At 64.8% G+C, this 16527-nt stretch carries 14 protein-coding genes; 11 read left to right on the top strand and 3 right to left on the bottom strand.

Annotated features, from left to right (window positions below; translation table 11 throughout):
• The first annotated feature begins 78 nt into the window (after window positions 1-78).
• Entirely contained in the window at window positions 79-870 is a 792-nt protein-coding gene (locus tag ACXJ16_RS25070; RefSeq protein WP_185999274.1) for a CmcJ/NvfI family oxidoreductase, read from the top strand.
• Window positions 871-911: 41 nt separating this feature from the next.
• Here the strand turns inward: ACXJ16_RS25070 and ligM are convergent, their stop codons facing one another.
• Window positions 912-2315, bottom strand: a complete 1404-nt coding sequence (gene ligM / locus ACXJ16_RS25065; protein WP_463922458.1) for a vanillate/3-O-methylgallate O-demethylase — start codon at window positions 2313-2315, stop codon at window positions 912-914.
• A 172-nt stretch (window positions 2316-2487) separates the two neighbouring features.
• Here ligM and ACXJ16_RS25060 point away from each other — a divergent pair, with 172 nt between their 5' ends.
• On the top strand, window positions 2488-2955 hold the full coding sequence (locus tag ACXJ16_RS25060; RefSeq protein ID WP_231635696.1) for a Saro_0803 family transcriptional regulator: 468 nt from the start codon (window positions 2488-2490) through the stop codon (window positions 2953-2955).
• Window positions 2956-3117: 162 nt separating this feature from the next.
• A complete protein-coding gene (locus ACXJ16_RS25055; protein ID WP_185999273.1) occupies window positions 3118-3642 on the top strand; it encodes a hypothetical protein in 525 nt (174 codons plus the stop codon).
• A 159-nt stretch (window positions 3643-3801) separates the two neighbouring features.
• On the opposite strand, the gene ACXJ16_RS25050 is transcribed toward ACXJ16_RS25055, so the two are convergent.
• Window positions 3802-4422: a HEAT repeat domain-containing protein gene (locus tag ACXJ16_RS25050; protein ID WP_292636510.1), complete on the bottom strand. Its 621-nt coding sequence runs from the start codon at window positions 4420-4422 to the stop codon at window positions 3802-3804.
• A 199-nt stretch (window positions 4423-4621) separates the two neighbouring features.
• Here ACXJ16_RS25050 and ACXJ16_RS25045 point away from each other — a divergent pair, with 199 nt between their 5' ends.
• From ACXJ16_RS25045 to ACXJ16_RS25035, 3 genes are read left to right on the top strand one after another with little or no spacing between them, the layout of a single operon-like run.
• Window positions 4622-6175, top strand: a complete 1554-nt coding sequence (locus ACXJ16_RS25045) for an FAD-binding oxidoreductase (protein WP_132469763.1) — start codon at window positions 4622-4624, stop codon at window positions 6173-6175.
• Complete coding sequence (locus ACXJ16_RS25040) at window positions 6172-6579, top strand: c-type cytochrome (RefSeq protein ID WP_132469762.1); 408 nt, start codon at window positions 6172-6174, stop codon at window positions 6577-6579. Before ACXJ16_RS25045 ends, ACXJ16_RS25040 begins: the two co-directional genes overlap by 4 nt.
• The gene (locus ACXJ16_RS25035) at window positions 6576-7106 is read left to right on the top strand and encodes a hypothetical protein (protein WP_185999272.1); all 531 of its coding nucleotides are present in this window, start codon (window positions 6576-6578) and stop codon (window positions 7104-7106) included. The genes ACXJ16_RS25040 and ACXJ16_RS25035 overlap by 4 nt, the downstream gene beginning before the upstream one ends.
• Here the strand turns inward: ACXJ16_RS25035 and ACXJ16_RS25030 are convergent.
• The gene (locus ACXJ16_RS25030) at window positions 7078-7599 is read right to left on the bottom strand and encodes a nuclear transport factor 2 family protein (RefSeq protein WP_185999271.1); all 522 of its coding nucleotides are present in this window, start codon (window positions 7597-7599) and stop codon (window positions 7078-7080) included. The genes ACXJ16_RS25035 and ACXJ16_RS25030 overlap by 29 nt on opposite strands.
• A gap of 97 nt (window positions 7600-7696) precedes the next feature.
• On the opposite strand from ACXJ16_RS25030, the gene ACXJ16_RS25025 reads away from it, so the two are divergent.
• The 5 genes from ACXJ16_RS25025 (at window position 7697) to ACXJ16_RS25005 (ending at window position 16513) form a co-directional block, all read left to right on the top strand.
• Window positions 7697-8611 carry an NAD(P)H-binding protein gene (locus tag ACXJ16_RS25025; protein ID WP_185999270.1) on the top strand — a complete coding sequence of 305 codons (915 nt, stop codon included), beginning with the start codon at window positions 7697-7699 and terminating at the stop codon, window positions 8609-8611.
• Window positions 8608-10794 carry a PQQ-dependent dehydrogenase, methanol/ethanol family gene (locus tag ACXJ16_RS25020; RefSeq protein WP_185999269.1) on the top strand — a complete coding sequence of 729 codons (2187 nt, stop codon included), beginning with the start codon at window positions 8608-8610 and terminating at the stop codon, window positions 10792-10794. Before ACXJ16_RS25025 ends, ACXJ16_RS25020 begins: the two co-directional genes overlap by 4 nt.
• 11 nt (window positions 10795-10805) lie before the next feature.
• The gene (locus ACXJ16_RS25015; RefSeq protein WP_185999268.1) at window positions 10806-12416 is read left to right on the top strand and encodes a GMC family oxidoreductase; all 1611 of its coding nucleotides are present in this window, start codon (window positions 10806-10808) and stop codon (window positions 12414-12416) included.
• 32 nt (window positions 12417-12448) lie between these two features.
• A complete protein-coding gene (gene nov2, locus ACXJ16_RS25010) occupies window positions 12449-13915 on the top strand; it encodes a lignostilbene-alpha,beta-dioxygenase NOV2 (protein ID WP_185999267.1) in 1467 nt (488 codons plus the stop codon).
• Between the two features lie 195 nt (window positions 13916-14110).
• Window positions 14111-16513, top strand: coding sequence for a TonB-dependent receptor (locus ACXJ16_RS25005; RefSeq protein WP_443478521.1), 2403 nt, complete (start codon window positions 14111-14113; stop codon window positions 16511-16513).
• Window positions 16514-16527 lie beyond the last annotated feature (14 nt).

Below are 16527 nucleotides of genomic sequence, written 5' to 3'. Positions count from 1 at the left end.
CTTCGACAAGACCATGGCAAAATCACCGAAGGGCCGATTTTGGCCATTTCTTAACCACGTAAAAGGCGGAAAACAGGGATGGATGCAGAAATTGCCTATGTCGCGAGAACCGGCCATCGCATGGCCTACCGCGCCAACGACTCGTCACGCGACACCATCGTCCTCGCACCGCGGCGCATGTCGCTAAGTGATCTGAGGAACACAAAACCTTCCCTGGATTCGGAAGGGTTCCAAATTGTTTCACATGTTAGTTCGATCGCCGATTTCGCCCGCGACGAAGAGGTGAAAGCGCATCATCCGCAGGAAATCGTGGACTTGCTGACCGGCCTGACAGGCGCCGACCTGGTGGTGGTGACCGCGCCGGGCGTGCGCCGATTCGCGGAACGCTCCAACCTTTCCGGCCGGCTCGACAATTCGCGCCCGGCGCGCTTTGCCCATGTCGATATCTCGGGAGAGACCGCGCGCGCCTTTTCCGCCCGTTCGCTGCCGGAAGGAAACGCGGCGCCGCGCCGATCGGCACATTACAACATCTGGCGCGCCACCTCCGGCCCGCCGCAGGACGTGCCGCTGGCCCTGTGCGACGCGCGCAGCCTCGCCCCCGGAGACCTGCTGCCCGCAGACGCCATTTTCGACCGCGACGGCGTGGATGTGTGGTCCTTCGAAGGACTGGTGCTCGCCCATTCGCCGGGGCACCGCTGGTGCTGGTTCAGCGACATGACGCCGCGCGAAGTCATCGTGTTCAAGACCCACGACACCGACCCCGCCCGCGCCAACTGCGTCCCGCACGTCGCATTCGACAACCCGCTGACCCCGCCGGAAACCCCGCCCCGCGCCTCGATCGAGATGCGCGCGATCGCTTACTGGTTCTGAAGGAACGGCCGGGCTTGAAGGGCCCGGCCGCCTTTTCGGGATCAGGCGTCGGCGCGCTGGGTGCGCCAGCCGTCCTGATAGGTTTCGCGGGCCACGCGCGAATAGGGCACCGGCGAGACGATCGCGCGCACCGAAAGCTGCTTGTGCGGCTCTACCGTGGACTTGCGGGTGCCGCCGTTCTCCTCGCCCCAGACCACGCGCACTTCGCTGCCGACCGGCACGTCGGGCTCGACCGTGGCAAGCGAAAGCGCCTGCTTCTCGTTGTAGGAATAGCCGGTGAACATCGAGAGGCCGATGGTGCGCCCATCCGCGTCGGTCACGCGGTCGTAGTTGGACGAGGCATAGTTCGCCAGCGGCACGTCGAAGAACTTGTACTGCTCGCCGTCCGGATCGAACAGCGAGGCCATGATCTTCGCCATGTCCTCCGGGTGCCAGGCCAGCGTCACCTTCTTGCGCTGCCTTGCCGGGTCGAGCGCTTCCAGCGCTTCGCGGCCGTGGAAGTCATGGTCGAACTTCACGAACGGCCCATAGCCCAGTTCCCAGGGGTTGAGGTAATAGTCCTCGATATTGTCCGACACGAAGCTGCCGCCGATCGAACCGGTCGCCTCGTAGCTGTCGGCGCCCAGCCATTCGCGGAATCCCTTGAGCTTTTCGCCCGTGTAGATGGCCGGAAGCGGCGAGGGAATCCAGCCGGATTCCAGCGTGTTGGAAGGATAGGCTCGGCTGCCGCAGGCGATCAGGCCGAATTCCTTGCCCGCCTCCAGGATCGCGGCGCGCACTTCCTCCTGCTCTTCGTAAGGGCCCCAGATTTCAAGGCCCGGCGCGCCGGACATGCCGTGGCGCAAGGTGCGGATGGTCTTTCCGGCAATGTTCATGGTGCTCATGTTGAAGAAGCGCAGCTTCTCCAGCGGGCCGCCGTTCAGCTTCTCGATCACGTCCCAGGCTTTCGGTCCCTGGATCTGGAAACGCCAGACCGAACGCGTGACCGGCTTGCCCATCGGCCGCATCGGCGAACGGTCGTCGAGTTCGAGTTGGACGTCGTAGCCCTGCTCCGCCTGATAGCGCAGCCAGTTCGAGGCGGGCGCACGGCCGACGTAGCAGAACTCCTCCGGCGCCTGCCAGAAGATGATGCCGTCACCGATGACGTGGCCATAGGGCGTGGTGGGCACGTACTGCTTCGCCTTGTTGACCTCCCACCCCTTGGACGAGTTGATCATCGTATCGGACAGTAGCTTCATCGCGTCCTTGCCGCGAATGTAGAGGTTCACCATGTGGTGCGACTGGTCGAACAGGACGGCGCCGTGCTGCCAGGCCCATTGTTCCGAGCGCCAGTTCGAGAATTCCGGCGCCACGACCGGATAGACATAGGCGCCAAGCTGCGAATTCCGCAGCATTTCCACGGTATTTCCTGCCTTTTGCAGAACCTGTTCAAGGTTGCCGGCCATCACGAATCTCCCATTGTCCCGCCACGGCGCTGCCGCGTGCGTCCATGAAAAGTAACGCTGGGGGCAGGTGCGGACAAGCGAAATGTTCGTGCCACGAACAATATCGCGAGGAGACAGACTTCCGCCCGCAATCCGCTTGGCGCGGACCGGGAACGCGGCTAGCATCGCGCCCGTGGGCAAGAACAGAGACAGCGCAGACGCCGCGATCGCGGTTGCCGAAGTGGGTCGTGGCGACCTCGATTCGGTCCTGGGATTCCATATCCGGCTGGCGCATGGCGCGGTCTATCGGCACTTCACCGAAACCTTTTCCGAACTCGGCCTGACCCAGAAGCAGGTCTCGGTGCTCTGGCTGGTGGCTGACTGGCCGGGTCTTTCGCAGACCGATCTCTCGCAGCACCTCCAGATGGACCGGGCGACGACGACGGAGATCATCAACCGCCTCGCCGCGCGCGACCTGCTGCGGCGCGAACCCATTCCGGGGGACCGGCGCAAGCTGGCGCTGCACCTCCAGCCCGCCGGTGCCGAGATGCTGGAGCAGGCCCGCCAGGCCGTGCGCGCGCACGAGGCCTGGCTGAAGCGGCGGTTCTCCGAAGCCGAAGTCGAGACCCTGATCAGCCTGCTGGAGCGCATTCACGGCTAGGCGGCGAGACACATCCCGTGGCGACCGACCGGCAGCTATCAGGAACTGCGGAAGATGGCCTTTATGTCAGGAATGGGTGGAATGCAGAATGACAGCTTACGGGCGCATGTCGGGCTCACGCGGACATTGACAGGTTGCTTGTTGCAATGCTTGTGACTGGACATGGAGGACAGCTCGATACCCCGGCTCAAAGCCGCTTTAGAACGTTTAGCGGAGCGGTCGATGGGGGGATTATGCCGCGTGTGGGTCGGGACCAAGCCTCTGGAAAACGATTCGTTGATCGCTGCGATTATATCGAACGTCGGATTAGATGCGAGCGGTCGAGAAGCGGATTTCCATGCTGTTTCCATCGAGGATGCTCCGATTTGGCTGACGCTTTTTGCAACCCAATCACTTCTTCACGGCGAATGTCCGATACCAAACGGACTCTTGGAAGAAGTTACTGAGGCCCTTGCATCATTGGGGCCAGATGCTCAGTTTTTCAGCAAAGGAACTTGGCAGCAAACACGTCGCTTCAAACATTATGAGTTGGTGCGTTTAGGTAGCGGTTGGGATCGATCTAGGCATCGACTGATCTTCCAAGGAAATGAAGAGCCGTTACCTCCGATTGATGTTCTGGAGGACGGAGGCATTATCGGTTTCGGCAAGACCGTAGCTTTTGCTTTTTGGGTCGAGGAAGACGATTAACGGTCTGATGAAGACGTCAGATTTGTAAGTTCTGAAACTGAGGCGCGAAAGTCCGCTGTGGGGCGTTCGCCGAACGGCAAGTTTCAGATTAAAATCGTGAAATCCGGTCGTTCCGGTTCGGGAAGGCCAGCACACGACCGGAATGACCAAAATTGCGGGCTAGCGAACGGCCCGCTCACAGGCTGCCAGCGCTTCCGCAGCCAGCTTGTCTGCGTAAGGCTGGTCGGAAGGCTCCGCCCATACTTTCAGATCAGGGATCAATGAAGGGTCCGCACAAATGCTGGCTGCTGCCAGCGCAGGGATCGTAATTGATTCCCTTCTGAGTTCCGCTTGTAAGAATGGGAGCGCGGTAATGGGATCAAGACCGGCAAGCCCCAATATCGCTTCGCCTCTGACGCAATCGTCCGGGTCTGATGCGGCACGAAATAACGCATCTCGCACGGCGGATGTGCCTCTGCCCTCTTGGCTTAGAAGCAAGACGGCCCAATCGCGATTTGCGCGATCAGGGTCACGAGTGAGTTCTATGAGCCTCTCAAGGTTCGCAGCAGCAAACGGTCCATCGGCCAGCGGCACTTGCTCAGCTATGACCGATTTCAGAAATTCCGAGGGAGGTTCATAGCGCTCGATCATCATGACGACATGCCATGACCAGCGCGAGGCAGCAATAATGCCTGGAACGTTGGCGTGTCCGTAAGTGCGGCTTTCGATCGAGCGACTGAAAAGGCAACCTTCTGAAACCTGTCCATGCCGCCTGGACACGGAGCCCTGCGCGAATGGCATTCCATCCCTGCGTTGACAAGCGCGACTCCATCTGAAACGATAACGATCGTTATGAATTACAAGCCTGCAAAGGGCGGTGGAGCGAGATGGATTCGAAGGGCGAAGAGAGCGTGCGCGCGCCGCGTGCCCGTATGAACGGCGGCTACGGGAAGGGTGGCTGCGGGGTTCGCGACAGTGTTTCGCGGTGGGCGAGGCTGCCATGAGCCTGCCCCTTCCCGCGCTCGATCCCGCGCGTGCCAGGCAGGCGCTAGGTGCCTTTCAGTCCGCTCTAGGTGCCGCTCACGTCTACTTCGATGAAACCGACATCGCGGCCTATCAGGACAAGTTCGCGGTAGACGACGCCTTGCACCATCCTGCAGGTGCGGTAGCCCCCGCCACGGTCGAGGAGATACAGGCGGTGATGCGGATCGCCCGCGAGCACCGCATCCCGCTCTGGCCGATCAGCCGGGGCAAGAACCTGGGCTATGGCGGCAGCGCGCCGGTGCTTGCCGGGTCGGTGATCCTCGATCTCTCCCGCATGAAGAGGATCGAATACGACGAGGCCAACGGAACCGTCCTGCTGGAACCGGGCGTAGGCTTCTACGATCTCTACGATTTCCTTCAGGCGCGCGGCATGAAGCACTGGCTGTCCACGCCCGGAAATTCGTGGGGTTCGGTGGTCGGCAACGCGCTCGACCGCGGGGTCGGCTATACGCCATATGGCGAGAACACGAGCAAGATCTGCGGCATGGAAGTGGTGCTGGCGGACGGCACCCTGCTGCGCACCGGCATGGGCGCGATGGACGGTTCGCCGACATGGCAGCTCTATCGCTACGGCTTCGGCCCGGCCTGGGACCAGCTCTTCGTCCAGTCCAACTTCGGCGTCGTCACCAAGATGGGGCTCTGGCTGATGCCGGAGCCGGAATCGCTGATGGGCATGGACGTGGAGTTCGACCGCCCGGAAGACCTAGGCCCGCTGATCGACGCGATCGCCCCGCTGCGGCGCGAGGGGCTGCTCCAGCAATCGCCCACCATCGGCAACTGGCTGCGCGCCGCCGCCGTACTGACCACGCGCGACCAGTGGACGAAGGACCCCGGCGCGATCAGCGACAGCGTGATCCAGGCGATCCGCGACAAGTACAAGGTCGGCTGGTGGGGCGTGAGCCTACGGCTCTATGGCCGCGAAAGCGTGAACAAGGCCGCCTATGCCGTGCTGGAGCAGGAGATGCAGCGCCTCAGGCCGATGAGCCTGCGGCCTGCCGAATGGAAGCGCGGGGCACCGCTGGAAGCCTCGGGCTGGACGGGCACGCCGGTCACTTTCCCGATGCAGAACGCCAACTGGCACGGCGGCCGGGGCGGGCATCTAGGCTTCTCCCCGGTGCTGCCACAATCGGGCAGCGCCGCCATGGCGCAGTTCAAGCGGACTTACGCGCGCTACCGCGAACACGGCATGGACTATCAGGCCAGCTTCGCCTTCGGAGAACGCCACCTCATCAACGTCAACGCCGTGCTCCTGAACAAGGACGACGAGGCGATGATGCGCAAGGTCGATCCCTTCCTGCGCCAGCTCATCGCCGACGCGAGAGCGCAGGGTTACGGCGAATATCGCACGCATCTGGACTATATGGACCTTGTTGCCGGAACCTACGATTTCAACGACCACGCGCTGCTGCGGCTGAACGAGCGCGTGAAGACGGCGCTCGATCCCATGGGCATCATCGCGCCGGGCAAGAGCGGCATCCGGCCCGCGAAAGCGGCGGAGGCAGCGGCATGAGGAAGGCACTGCCCCCCCTGCTCGCGCTCTCCCTGCTCGCCGGTTGCGGCGGCACGAAGGACGGCGCCTCCGCCGGGCCTGCCGTCAAGGGACCGCCGCCCATGCCCCCGCCGGTAACGCTGGCATCGCGGCCGGATGCCGGCCCGGGCGAGCGGCTCTTCATCGAGAAATGCGCGATGTGCCACGGCCCGGTCGGCATGGGCACCGGGCTGCTCGCGCGGCGGGTGGACGAACCGGCTCTGGAAAAGCGCAAGGATCTCAGCGCAGATTTCGTGGTGCAGGCCGCGCGCATCGGCATCGGCAACATGCCGGCGATCCCGCGCGGCGAAGTGAGCGACGAGCAGATGGGGCTGATCGCAGGCTACCTCGCCAAGGGTGATGCAAATGGGGGGAAAGCGCAGTGACGGCCGGGATTACCCGCCGCCGCCTGATCGGCGGTGCAGCCGCGGCAGCGCCGCTGGCGGTGCTCGGCACCGTGCTGGCGGGACGGCCCGCAGGAGGCGCCGTGCTGCTGGTTCACGACGACACGATGGCGAGCGGCCGCCGCTTCGCCGCCCATGCGGCAGCGCTGGGCACCCATTCGGTGGCGCTGCATGGCGAACGGGTGCGCCTCGTCCGCCAGTTGCTGGCCCGGCGCCCCGCCCGCGTATTCGGCCTGACCCGCCATGCGGACCACATGCTGTTTGCCGAAGTGGCAGGCGAGGCGGGATACGAGGAACTGGCCTCGATCCAGCACCGGGAAGCTCGCCGGCCAAGAACGCGCTGTTCCGTGGCGGCAGAAACGCTGGCCTCGCTCGCCCGCGCCGCCGGTCCCTGCTGGCCCGAAGCCTTCGCGGAGCTGGCGCTGGGCACAGCGTCAGGGCCATCGCCGCTCCGGCCTGTACCCCGCCCGGAGCCCGCCTTCAGCTGGGTTTTGCGGCCAACGGCCTGATAACAAGGGATTCCGGCCGCTTGCGGGCGACCCATTCGCCGCGCCCCGGGAAGTTGCGCAGCACTTCCCCATCCCACAGCCGCACCGTGCGCCGATGAAAGCGCCAGCGCCCGTCCTCGCAGCGCACCGCATGATCGTCATACCAGCCGGTGAAGCGCAGGACATAGGGCGGCTCGCCTTCGCACTCGGTCACGAAGGCAAAGGCGCGCATCTTCACGGAGCCGTCGTCCTGGGGGCGGTACTGGATCTGGGTGACGTGATGCTGCCGCCCCGGAAACCCCGGCGCGTTGCGGTAATGCTCCGCAATCCCGCGAATGCCTTCGTGCCCTTCCCAGATATCGGGGTCCTCGAAGACCTCCTCCACCATCCGGGCATCCGGCGTGAAGCAGGAAACCAGCGCCTCGACGTCGCCTGTGTCGAGCGCCCAGCTATAATCGGCGATCAGGTCCTGAAGCGCCAGTCGGTCTTCAATCGGCAGCAGCGGCAATGTCATTCTCTCCCTGATTTGTGTGCCTTGACCACACCGTAACACTCGTTACTATTGTTCGCAAGCGACCTCACGGGAATCGGGGCGCGAGCGAGAGGGACACGTGGGCAAGATCATCGTTACCGGCGCTTCGGGCGCCTTCGGCAAGGCCGCGGCCGGGCTGCTGCTCGAACGCTGCGCGCCGGAAGACCTCATATTCCTGACCAGGACGCCGGAGAAGCTCAAGTCCCTTGCCGAGGCAGGTGCGCAGGTCCGCGCGGCGGACTTCGACGATCCCACCTCCCTGCCCCATGCCATGGCGGACGGCGAAAGGATGCTGCTCATCAGCACCGCGCGCGTCGGCACGCGCGTGGGCCAGCATCGCCATGCGGTGGACGCGGCAGTTCAGGCCGGGGTGCGTCACATCGTCTACACCTCGCTGATTTCTGCCGACGCGCCCGGCAATCCCGCCATCGTCCGGCACGATCACCGTGCCACGGAAGAGATCGTCGAGGCGTCCGGCGCGCAGTGGACCCATCTGCGAGACAGCCAGTATTCCGAGGCCATCGCCCTCGCCATGGTCATTCCAGCGCTCGCGGCCGGCCACAAGCCGGACAACTGTGCCGATGGAAAGGTCGGCTTCGTGAGCCGGGACGATTGCGTGGCATCCGCCGTCGGCGTGCTGACGCAGGACGGGCACGGGAACCGCGCCTATACCCTCACCGGTCCCGAGCTGCTCTCCATCCCCGAAGCGCTCGCGATGGCAAGCGGGATCGCCGGCAAGCCCATCACAGTCGAGCACGTCGATGACGAGGCGATGTTCGCCTACTTCGATTCCCTGGGCGTGCCGCGCCATGCCTCCGATATCGTTCCCGATGGCCCGATCCCATGGTCCAGCGACGACATGGTGACGTTCGGCACCGCGATCCGTGAAGGGTTCTTCGCGCGCTGCACCGATCACGTCGAGCGTCTCTCAGGCCGTCCGCCCCGCTCGCTCCGCGACGTGATGCTGCAGCACCGGGGAGCATGGCCGCAATGATCCGCCTTTCACTTGTACTGGTTCCCGCCACGCTGCTCGCAGCCTGTTCCGGCGCCAAACCCGCCGCCGGCACGGGGGACGACTGGCCTTCCCCCAAGGGCAATGCCGAGGCCACGCACTTCTCCGCCCTTACCGAGATCGACAAGGGCAACGTCTCGCGCCTGGGCCTGGCGTGGTCCCACGATCTCGGCACCAACCGCGTGCAGGAAGCGACGCCGGTGGTGATCGACGGGATCATGTACACCAGCGGCAACCTGGGCCGCGTCTATGCACTGGACGCGGCGAACGGAACGCCGCTCTGGTCGTTCGAACCCGAGGTGGACATGCAGGCCAACCGGTCCGCCTGCTGCGACCAGGCCAATCGCGGTGTCGCGGTGGCCGGCGGCAAGGTCATGGTCGGCACGCTGGACGGCTGGCTCTACGCGCTCGACGCGAAGACCGGCAAAGTCGCATGGAAAGTCGACACGATCACCGACCGCTCGCGCGGCTATACCATTACCGGCGCGCCGGAAGTGGCGGGCAACCTCGTGATCATCGGCAATGCCGGTGCCGAGTACGACGTGCGCGGCTACGTTACCGCCTATGATCTCGCAACCGGCAAACAGGCCTGGCGCTTCTTCACCGTGCCCCACGATCCCCGGCTCGGCCCACAGGAGAATGCCGCGCTGGACAAGGCCGCAAAGACATGGTCGCCGGACAGCCGCTGGGACATCGGCGGCGGCGGCTCCGTGTGGGATGCCATCAACTATGATGCGCGGTTCGACACTGTCATCATCGGCGTGGGCAACGGCGGCCCCTACAACATCATGCGGCGGTCCCCCGGCGGGGGCGACAACCTCTACTTGTCCTCGCTCGTCGCGCTCGACCGCAAGACCGGACGGGTGAAATGGCACTATCAGGAGACACCGGGCGACGCCTGGGACTTCACTGCCACCCAGCCGATGCTGTTCACCGATCTGGACATCGACGGCAGGCGGCGCCCGGTCGTGATCCATTCGCCGAAGAACGGCTTCCTCTTCGTGATCGACCGGGAAACCGGCAAGCCGCTCGCCGTCAACGCCCTGGTCCGCACGAGCTGGGCCAAGGGCTACGACCTCAAGACCGGCCGGCCTGACAAGACGCCGGAAGGCTCCGCCTACTGGCAGGGTCCGAAGATCGTCTTCCCCGCCTCTCCGGGCGCGCGCAACTGGTATCCTGCCGCTTACGATCCCGGGCGCGGGCTCTACTTCGCCTCGGTGCTGGACATGGGCAACCTGATGTTCGCGACACCGCCGCTGGACAAGGGCGACGCACGGCGGCCCAAAGCGCTCAACGTCGAAACCGCGCTGCTGTTCACCGCCGATCTCAAGGCATTGCTGCCCACGCTCCCCAAGCCGATGCAGGATCAGGTTCGCGCCCTTCCCGAGTGGAAGTGGGTGGAGAAGCAGCCCTACAGCGCGCAGATCCGCGCCATCGATCCGCTGACCGGGAAGGCCCGCTGGACCGTGGACACCGAAGGTTGGCAGGACCGCCCCGGCATGTTGGCGACCACCACCGGGCTGGTCTTCCACGGCTCCATAGGTGGGCGGTTCGTGGCCCGGGATGCAGACAGCGGCAAAGTGCTCAAGTCCATCGACACCGGCAGCTCGATCATGGCCGCACCGATGACCTACCGGGTCAAGGGCGTGCAGTATGTTGCCGTGGCGACCGGCTTCGGCGGCGGGGGCTGGAGCTATGTGCCGCGCTATTCGGCCGCCTACAGGTATGGAAACGCGAACCGGCTGCTGGTGTTCAGGCTGGACGGCGGCGCGGTGACCAGACCCGATCCGCTGCCGGCCCTGGAAGTGGCTCCGCCGCCGCCACCCCAGGCGCCCGGCGTGACCCCGGCAGTGATCGCTCGCGGGCAGGCGGTGTTCTTCGGAAACTGTTCGATGTGCCATTCCAACCAGCTCCGCGCGCCCGTGCCGGACTTGCGCCGGATGGCGCCTGAAACGCACGCGGCCTTCGACCGTATCGTGCTCGAAGGGCTGTTCGTTCCGGCCGGGATGCCCCGCTGGGACGACGTGATCTCGAAGGAGGATGCCAAGGCCATCCACGCCTACCTGATCGACGAACAGGGCAAGGTCCGCAGCCGCGAACTGAACCTCAGGGCGGAAGGCAAGCCGCTCGATGCGCCCAGCCTCACCGTCCTGTCCAACTATTGAGGAACCGCGCGATGGACGAGACAGACATCATCGTCGTGGGCGGCGGTTCTGCCGGGGCGGCGATGGCCGGGCGGCTTGCCGAAGCCGGCATTCGTACCGTGCTCGTGGAAGCGGGCGGCAGCGACCGCATCCTCAAGTCGCGCGTGCCCGCGCTTACCAGTTCGCTGGTGCAGAACCCCGATTTCGACTGGTGCTACAAGGTGGAGCCGGACCCTTCGCTGGGCGGGCGCGTGGACGTGTGGCCGGCGGGAAAGATGCTCGGCGGCGGCAGCGCGCTGAACGGCATGATGTTCATACGCGGGCACCGCTGGGATTACGACCACTGGGCCGAATGCGGCGCTCGCGGCTGGGACTATGCCAGCGTCCTGCCCTATTTCCGCAGGCTGGAGGACAACGAACGCGGTGCCGATGCATGGCGCGGCACTGGCGGGCCGATCGGCGTCAGCGAAGTGCGGGCGCGCTATCCAATCACCGAACGGTGGATCGAGGCGGCAGGGGAAGCCGGCATCCCGCGTTCGCGCGACCTTAACGGCGAAGATGCCGAAGGCGTGGACCGCGTACAGGTGTCGCAGCGTGGCGGCCAGCGCTGCTCGGCCGCGCGCGGCTATCTCGAAGGGCGAAATCACGGCGGCAGGCTTCGCGTGGAAACCCGGTGCCAGGTCCTGCGCGTGCTGGTGGAAAACGGCCGTGCGGTCGGCGTGAAAATCCGGCGGGACGGCCAGGACTTCACCCTCCACGCGCGCGGCGGCGTGGTGCTCAGCGCGGGATCGATGAACACGCCGCGCCTGCTCATGCTTTCCGGCCTCGGCCCGCAGGAGCATTTGCGCGACATGGGCCTGCCGGTGAAGCAGGACCTGCCGGGCGTGGGCCGCAACTTGCAGGACCATGTCGGCACGCACCTCGTCAACACGGTCTCGGCACGCACGCTCAACACCGATGCGCAGGGCCTGCGTGGCGCCTGGCAGGTGCTCCGCTATGTGCTGGCACGCCGGGGCGCGCTCACCACCCCGATCGGCCATGCACAGGCGTTCGTCCGCAGCCGGGAAGGCCTGCCCGCGCCGAACCTGCAAATCTCCTTTGCCGCCTTCGCCTTCGATTTCGACGAAAGCGGACGGCTGATGCTGCGCAAGGATGCCGCCGTCTCGACCCTTGTCGGCCTCATGCGGCCCTCGCATCGCGGGCGCATATCCCTGCGGTCCAACGATCCGCTTGCCCCTCCGGCGATAGAACATCGCCAACTCGGCAGCGAGGACGACATCGACCAGATCGTGGAAGGCATCGGCATCGCACGCCGGATCATGGCCGCATCGCCAATAGCCGGATCCATCACCGGCGAGGTCCGGCCCGGAGCCGCGCTCGATAGTGCCGAGGCGCTGCGGGACTATGTAAAGCTCGCCTCTATCCCGCTCTATCACCCCGTGGGCACAGCCCGGATCGGCGCGGCCGGCGATGCGATGGCCGTTGTCGACCCGGATCTGGCGGTGCGCGGCGTGGACGGGCTCTGGGTGGCCGATGCCTCGGTATTTCCGACGCTGCCGGCGGGCAACACCAATGCCACCGCGATCATGGTGGGGGACAAGGGCGCGGACCATATCCTCGCCGCGCTGAAACGCAGCGCATGACCGAAGACCTGACAACCGGAGAGGATCGAACCATGGCCCAATTCCCGGATACCATTCATTTCACCGGGCTCAACAAGCCCATCGGCATCGAGTGGTCGGCCCGCAATCTCGACGTGATCGGCGAAATTCCCGCTGACATCGATGGCGCCTTCTTCCGCGCCGTGCCGGACCCCGCCCATGCGCCGTTGTTCGGCGATGACATCGCGCTTTCGGGCGACGGCATGATCGGGAAATTCACCATCCGGGACGGCAAGGTCGATTATGCGATACGCTATGTCGAAACTGCCCGCTACAAGGCCGAAAAGGCCGCGCGCCGTGCGATCTTCGGCCAGTACCGCAATCCCTTCACCGATACGCCCGAGGCAGCCGGTATCGACCGCACCGTCGCCAATACCACGCCGGTCTGGCACGCGGGCCGTCTGTTCATGACCAAGGAGGACGGCCTCGCTTACGAGATCGATCCCGAAACCCTCGAAACCCGTGGACGCTGGGACTATTACGGCGCGCTGAAGTCCGAAACCTTCACCGCGCACCCCCGCCTCGATCCCGAAACCGGCGAACTGTTCTTCTTCGGCTACGAAGCCGGCGGCCTGTGCAGCACCGATGTCGCCTATTGCATCGCCGATCGGGACGGCAAACTCGTTTCCGAACAGTGGTTCCAGCAGCCCTACTGCTCCACCATCCACGACTTCGCCATAACCGAGCGCCATGCGGTGTTCCCGATCTTCCCGACCACGGCCGACCTCGATCGCCTCAGGGCCGGAGGCCCGCACTGGGCGCACCGGCAGGATCTGGAAAGCTGGGTCGCCATCATGCCGCGCTACGGCAAGGTGGACGAAATGCGCTGGTTCAAGGGCCCCAGGGGCGTTTCCGCATTCCACCTCGTGAACGCTTTCGACGATGGCGATCTGGTCCATCTCGACATCTGCCTGACCGACACCAATGCCTTCGCCTTCATGCGCGAGGCGGGCGGCGTGCACCGCGCCCAGCACGAAATCCAGGGCGGACTCACCCGCTGGACCTTCGACCTGACAAAGCCCGGAGACACGTTCGAATCCCGCGTGATCGGCCCTCCCGGAGACATGCCCCGCTTGCGGGATGCCGATCAGGGACGCCCCTATCGCTCGGCCTGGTACCTGACCGTCAATCCGCAAGGCGGGCCGCCGCTGCCGGGCGGGCCGGTCGGCGCCGCCTTCAACATGATGCTGCGGATAGAGCCCGGCAACGGCAGGGTCGATGCGATGCCGCTCGGCCCCGAAATGGCGATAAACGAACCGGTGCACGTTCCTGCGAGCGCGCCGGGCAAGGACGGCTGGCTGCTGACCGTGGTGGACAGCCGGACCGGGCCGGACAGCTTCGCCTCCGAACTCTGGATCGTCGATGGCGCAGACATCGCGAAAGGCCCGGTTGCCCGCGTCCCCATGCCGGTGCCGATGCGGGCTCAGGTCCATGGCGCCTGGGTTTCGGCCGAGCAACTGGCCCAAGGCAAACCGAGTTGACATGTTCATAACGATCGTTACTATTTTGACTGGCAGCACCGCTCGATACCGGCGAATCTGCCGCATCTGAACGGCCCACCAAAGCGGCCGACAACGAAAACAAAGCCCGATCGGGAGAAGCCGGGCTGCGGCCAAGGGGACGCGGCGCGCCGCAGTCTGGCGTCCATCCCGAGGGCGAGAGGGGAGAATGGAACTATGCCACGCGCCAGTACCGGTTCTTACAGGTGCGGGACGACCTGGGCCGCACTTGCCGCAGGCCTGGTCGCCACCGCTGCGACCCCGCCCCTCGCCCACGCACAGACGGCAAGGACAGGGCCGGCCGGCAGCGAGGCGGCCGTAGTATCAACGCCCGAGATCATCGTCACCGCCCAGTTCCGCGCGCAGCGTCTTCAGGACACCCCGATCGCGATCACGGCAACGACCGGGGCAGAACTCGCCGCCAAGAACGTGGCAAGCGTCACCGACCTCACGGCGGTTGCACCCAACGTCAACCTTTCAGCGGCAACCGGGCTAAACGGCAGCGCGGTTCAGGCTTTCATCCGGGGCATCGGCCAAAGCGATTCCAGTTTCGCGCTGGAGCCCGGCGTCGGCATCTATATCGACGATGTCTATTACGGCACGACTTTCGGCGCGATCCTGGACCTCAACGATCTGGACCGAGTGGAAGTGCTGCGCGGCCCGCAAGGCACCCTCTCGGGCAAGAATTCGATCGGCGGCTCGGTCAAGCTGTTCAGCCGCAAGCCGGATGAACAGGGCGGCGGTTTCGTGGAAGCCACGACCGGCAGCTTCGGGCGCATAGACCTTCGCGGCAGCGCCGGCTTCACCATCGCCGACGGCTTCTATGCGCGTATCTCCGGCGTATCGCGGCACACCGACGGATATCTGGACCTGCTCGACTATGGCTGCGTCTTTCCGAATTCCGGAATCCCGGCAACCAGTTCGGGCGGCAATTGCAAGACCGGCACCGAAGGCGGGATCGACGTGCAGGGCACTCGGCTCGCCCTGCGCTACGCGCCGGAAGGTTCGCCGATCGAAGTGAACCTGGTGGGAGACTATGCCCTCAACAAGTCCGAACAGGTGGCCACCAAGCTGCTTTATGCAAACAATCCGGGGGTGCGCAGTTACGTGGCCGACGATCCGGCCGGCGGTATCCCGTTCGACAGCCGGTTCCTGACCGGCGCCCATTCCTATTCGAGTTATGCCAATTACGCTGCAGGCGGCAACTACACCACCGCATTCGGCACCAGTTACCAGGTAGAGCCCGGCAGCTTCGACACCAGCCCCGACAGTTCCGCCAGGAGCTGGGGTATCGCCGGAACTCTCGACTGGCAGCTTTCCGACGATCTCAGCCTCAAGTCGATCACCGCATACCGCAAGGCCACCGGCCAGACCGGCATCGACCTCGACGGGTCGCCGCTATCGATCCTCGTGCAGGAGTTCGACTACGAGCACCGCCAGTTCACGCAGGAACTGCGCCTGTCGGGCCGCGTCGGCTCACTCGTCGATTTCACTGTCGGCGGGTACTACTACGATGCCGACGACCGGATCTCGGGCCGCGTGCTGATCCCCAGCGTCCTGTTCAATTTCCTGGAAAACGACCCGGTCACCAACCGCAGCATATCCGCCTTCGCGCATAGCGAGTTCCACCTGACACCCGATCTCAACGTGATCGGCGGCATTCGCTACACCGATGACAGGAAGACATACGAATTCCACCGCAGCAACATCGACGGGTCGCTTCCAAGCGGCGCGTTCCTGACAGAGAACTTCCTGCTGGTCGGCCTCGACGGCAAGGTCGGTTCGTTCAAGGGGAGCCGGGTCGATTACCGCCTCGGCGTGAACTACCGCTTCAGCCCGGCGCTGATGGCCTATGCGCAGGTCGCGACCGGCTACAAGGGCGGCGGCATCAATCCGCGCCCCTATACGCCGGACCAGATCGTCTCCTTCAAGCCAGAAACCCTTACCGCCTATGAAGCCGGCTTCAAGTCTGACCTCCTCGGCCGCCGTATCCGCTTCAACGGAACCGCATTCTACAATGACTACAAAGACATCCAGATCAACCGCTTCGTCTGTCCGGAAAGCGTCAGCACCACCTGCTCGCAACCGGCCAATGCGGGAGATGCCAGGGTCTGGGGCGTGGAAGCCGAACTTTTCGCCCAGCCGGTGAACGGACTGACCATCGACGGTTCGGTAGGCTACCTCCATTTCCGGTACACCCGCGTCGATGCCACCACGCTGGTCGAGAAGGACTTCAAGGCGCCGTTCAACCCTTCGTGGCAGGCCAGCGCGGGCATCCAGTACGAGGCGGCCCTCGGGATCGGCTCGCTGACGCCAAGGCTCGACTGGAACTACCAGTCTTCGTTCTACTTCAACTCGGTCAACAATGCCTACAACCTGGTGGCGGCCCGCAGCCTGTTCAATCTGAGGCTGACTTACGAATCTCCGGACAGGGGCTGGCAGCTCGCCACCGGTATCACCAACCTGTTCGACAGGTTCTACTACACCGGAAAGAGCGAGAACGTCTCGAACTACGGGGTCAATTCCGGCGCCGTCGGCCGCCCGCGCGAGTGGTTTCTCTCGCTGCGCCGCACGTTCTGACGTCGAGGCCGGGT

The sequence above is a fragment of the Novosphingobium sp. TK71 genome (assembly GCF_055361505.1).
Note: the sequence above shows the minus strand (reverse complement) of the source record. Positions and strands in the feature narration are given on the sequence as shown.

Excerpts from the sequence above, each read along its gene's own strand:
- ACXJ16_RS25070 (WP_185999274.1), top strand. The coding sequence starts at position 79 with ATGGATGCAGAAATTGCCTATGTCGCGAGAACCGGCCATCGCATGGCC.
- ligM (WP_463922458.1), bottom strand. The coding sequence starts at position 2,315 with ATGGCCGGCAACCTTGAACAGGTTCTGCAAAAGGCAGGAAATACCGTG.
- ACXJ16_RS25055 (WP_185999273.1), top strand. The coding sequence starts at position 3,118 with ATGGAGGACAGCTCGATACCCCGGCTCAAAGCCGCTTTAGAACGTTTA.
- ACXJ16_RS25050 (WP_292636510.1), bottom strand. The coding sequence starts at position 4,422 with ATGCCATTCGCGCAGGGCTCCGTGTCCAGGCGGCATGGACAGGTTTCA.
- ACXJ16_RS25045 (WP_132469763.1), top strand. The coding sequence starts at position 4,622 with ATGAGCCTGCCCCTTCCCGCGCTCGATCCCGCGCGTGCCAGGCAGGCG.
- ACXJ16_RS25040 (WP_132469762.1), top strand. The coding sequence starts at position 6,172 with ATGAGGAAGGCACTGCCCCCCCTGCTCGCGCTCTCCCTGCTCGCCGGT.
- ACXJ16_RS25030 (WP_185999271.1), bottom strand. The coding sequence starts at position 7,599 with ATGACATTGCCGCTGCTGCCGATTGAAGACCGACTGGCGCTTCAGGAC.
- ACXJ16_RS25020 (WP_185999269.1), top strand. The coding sequence starts at position 8,608 with ATGATCCGCCTTTCACTTGTACTGGTTCCCGCCACGCTGCTCGCAGCC.
- ACXJ16_RS25015 (WP_185999268.1), top strand. The coding sequence starts at position 10,806 with ATGGACGAGACAGACATCATCGTCGTGGGCGGCGGTTCTGCCGGGGCG.
- nov2 (WP_185999267.1), top strand. The coding sequence starts at position 12,449 with ATGGCCCAATTCCCGGATACCATTCATTTCACCGGGCTCAACAAGCCC.
- ACXJ16_RS25005 (WP_443478521.1), top strand. The coding sequence starts at position 14,111 with ATGCCACGCGCCAGTACCGGTTCTTACAGGTGCGGGACGACCTGGGCC.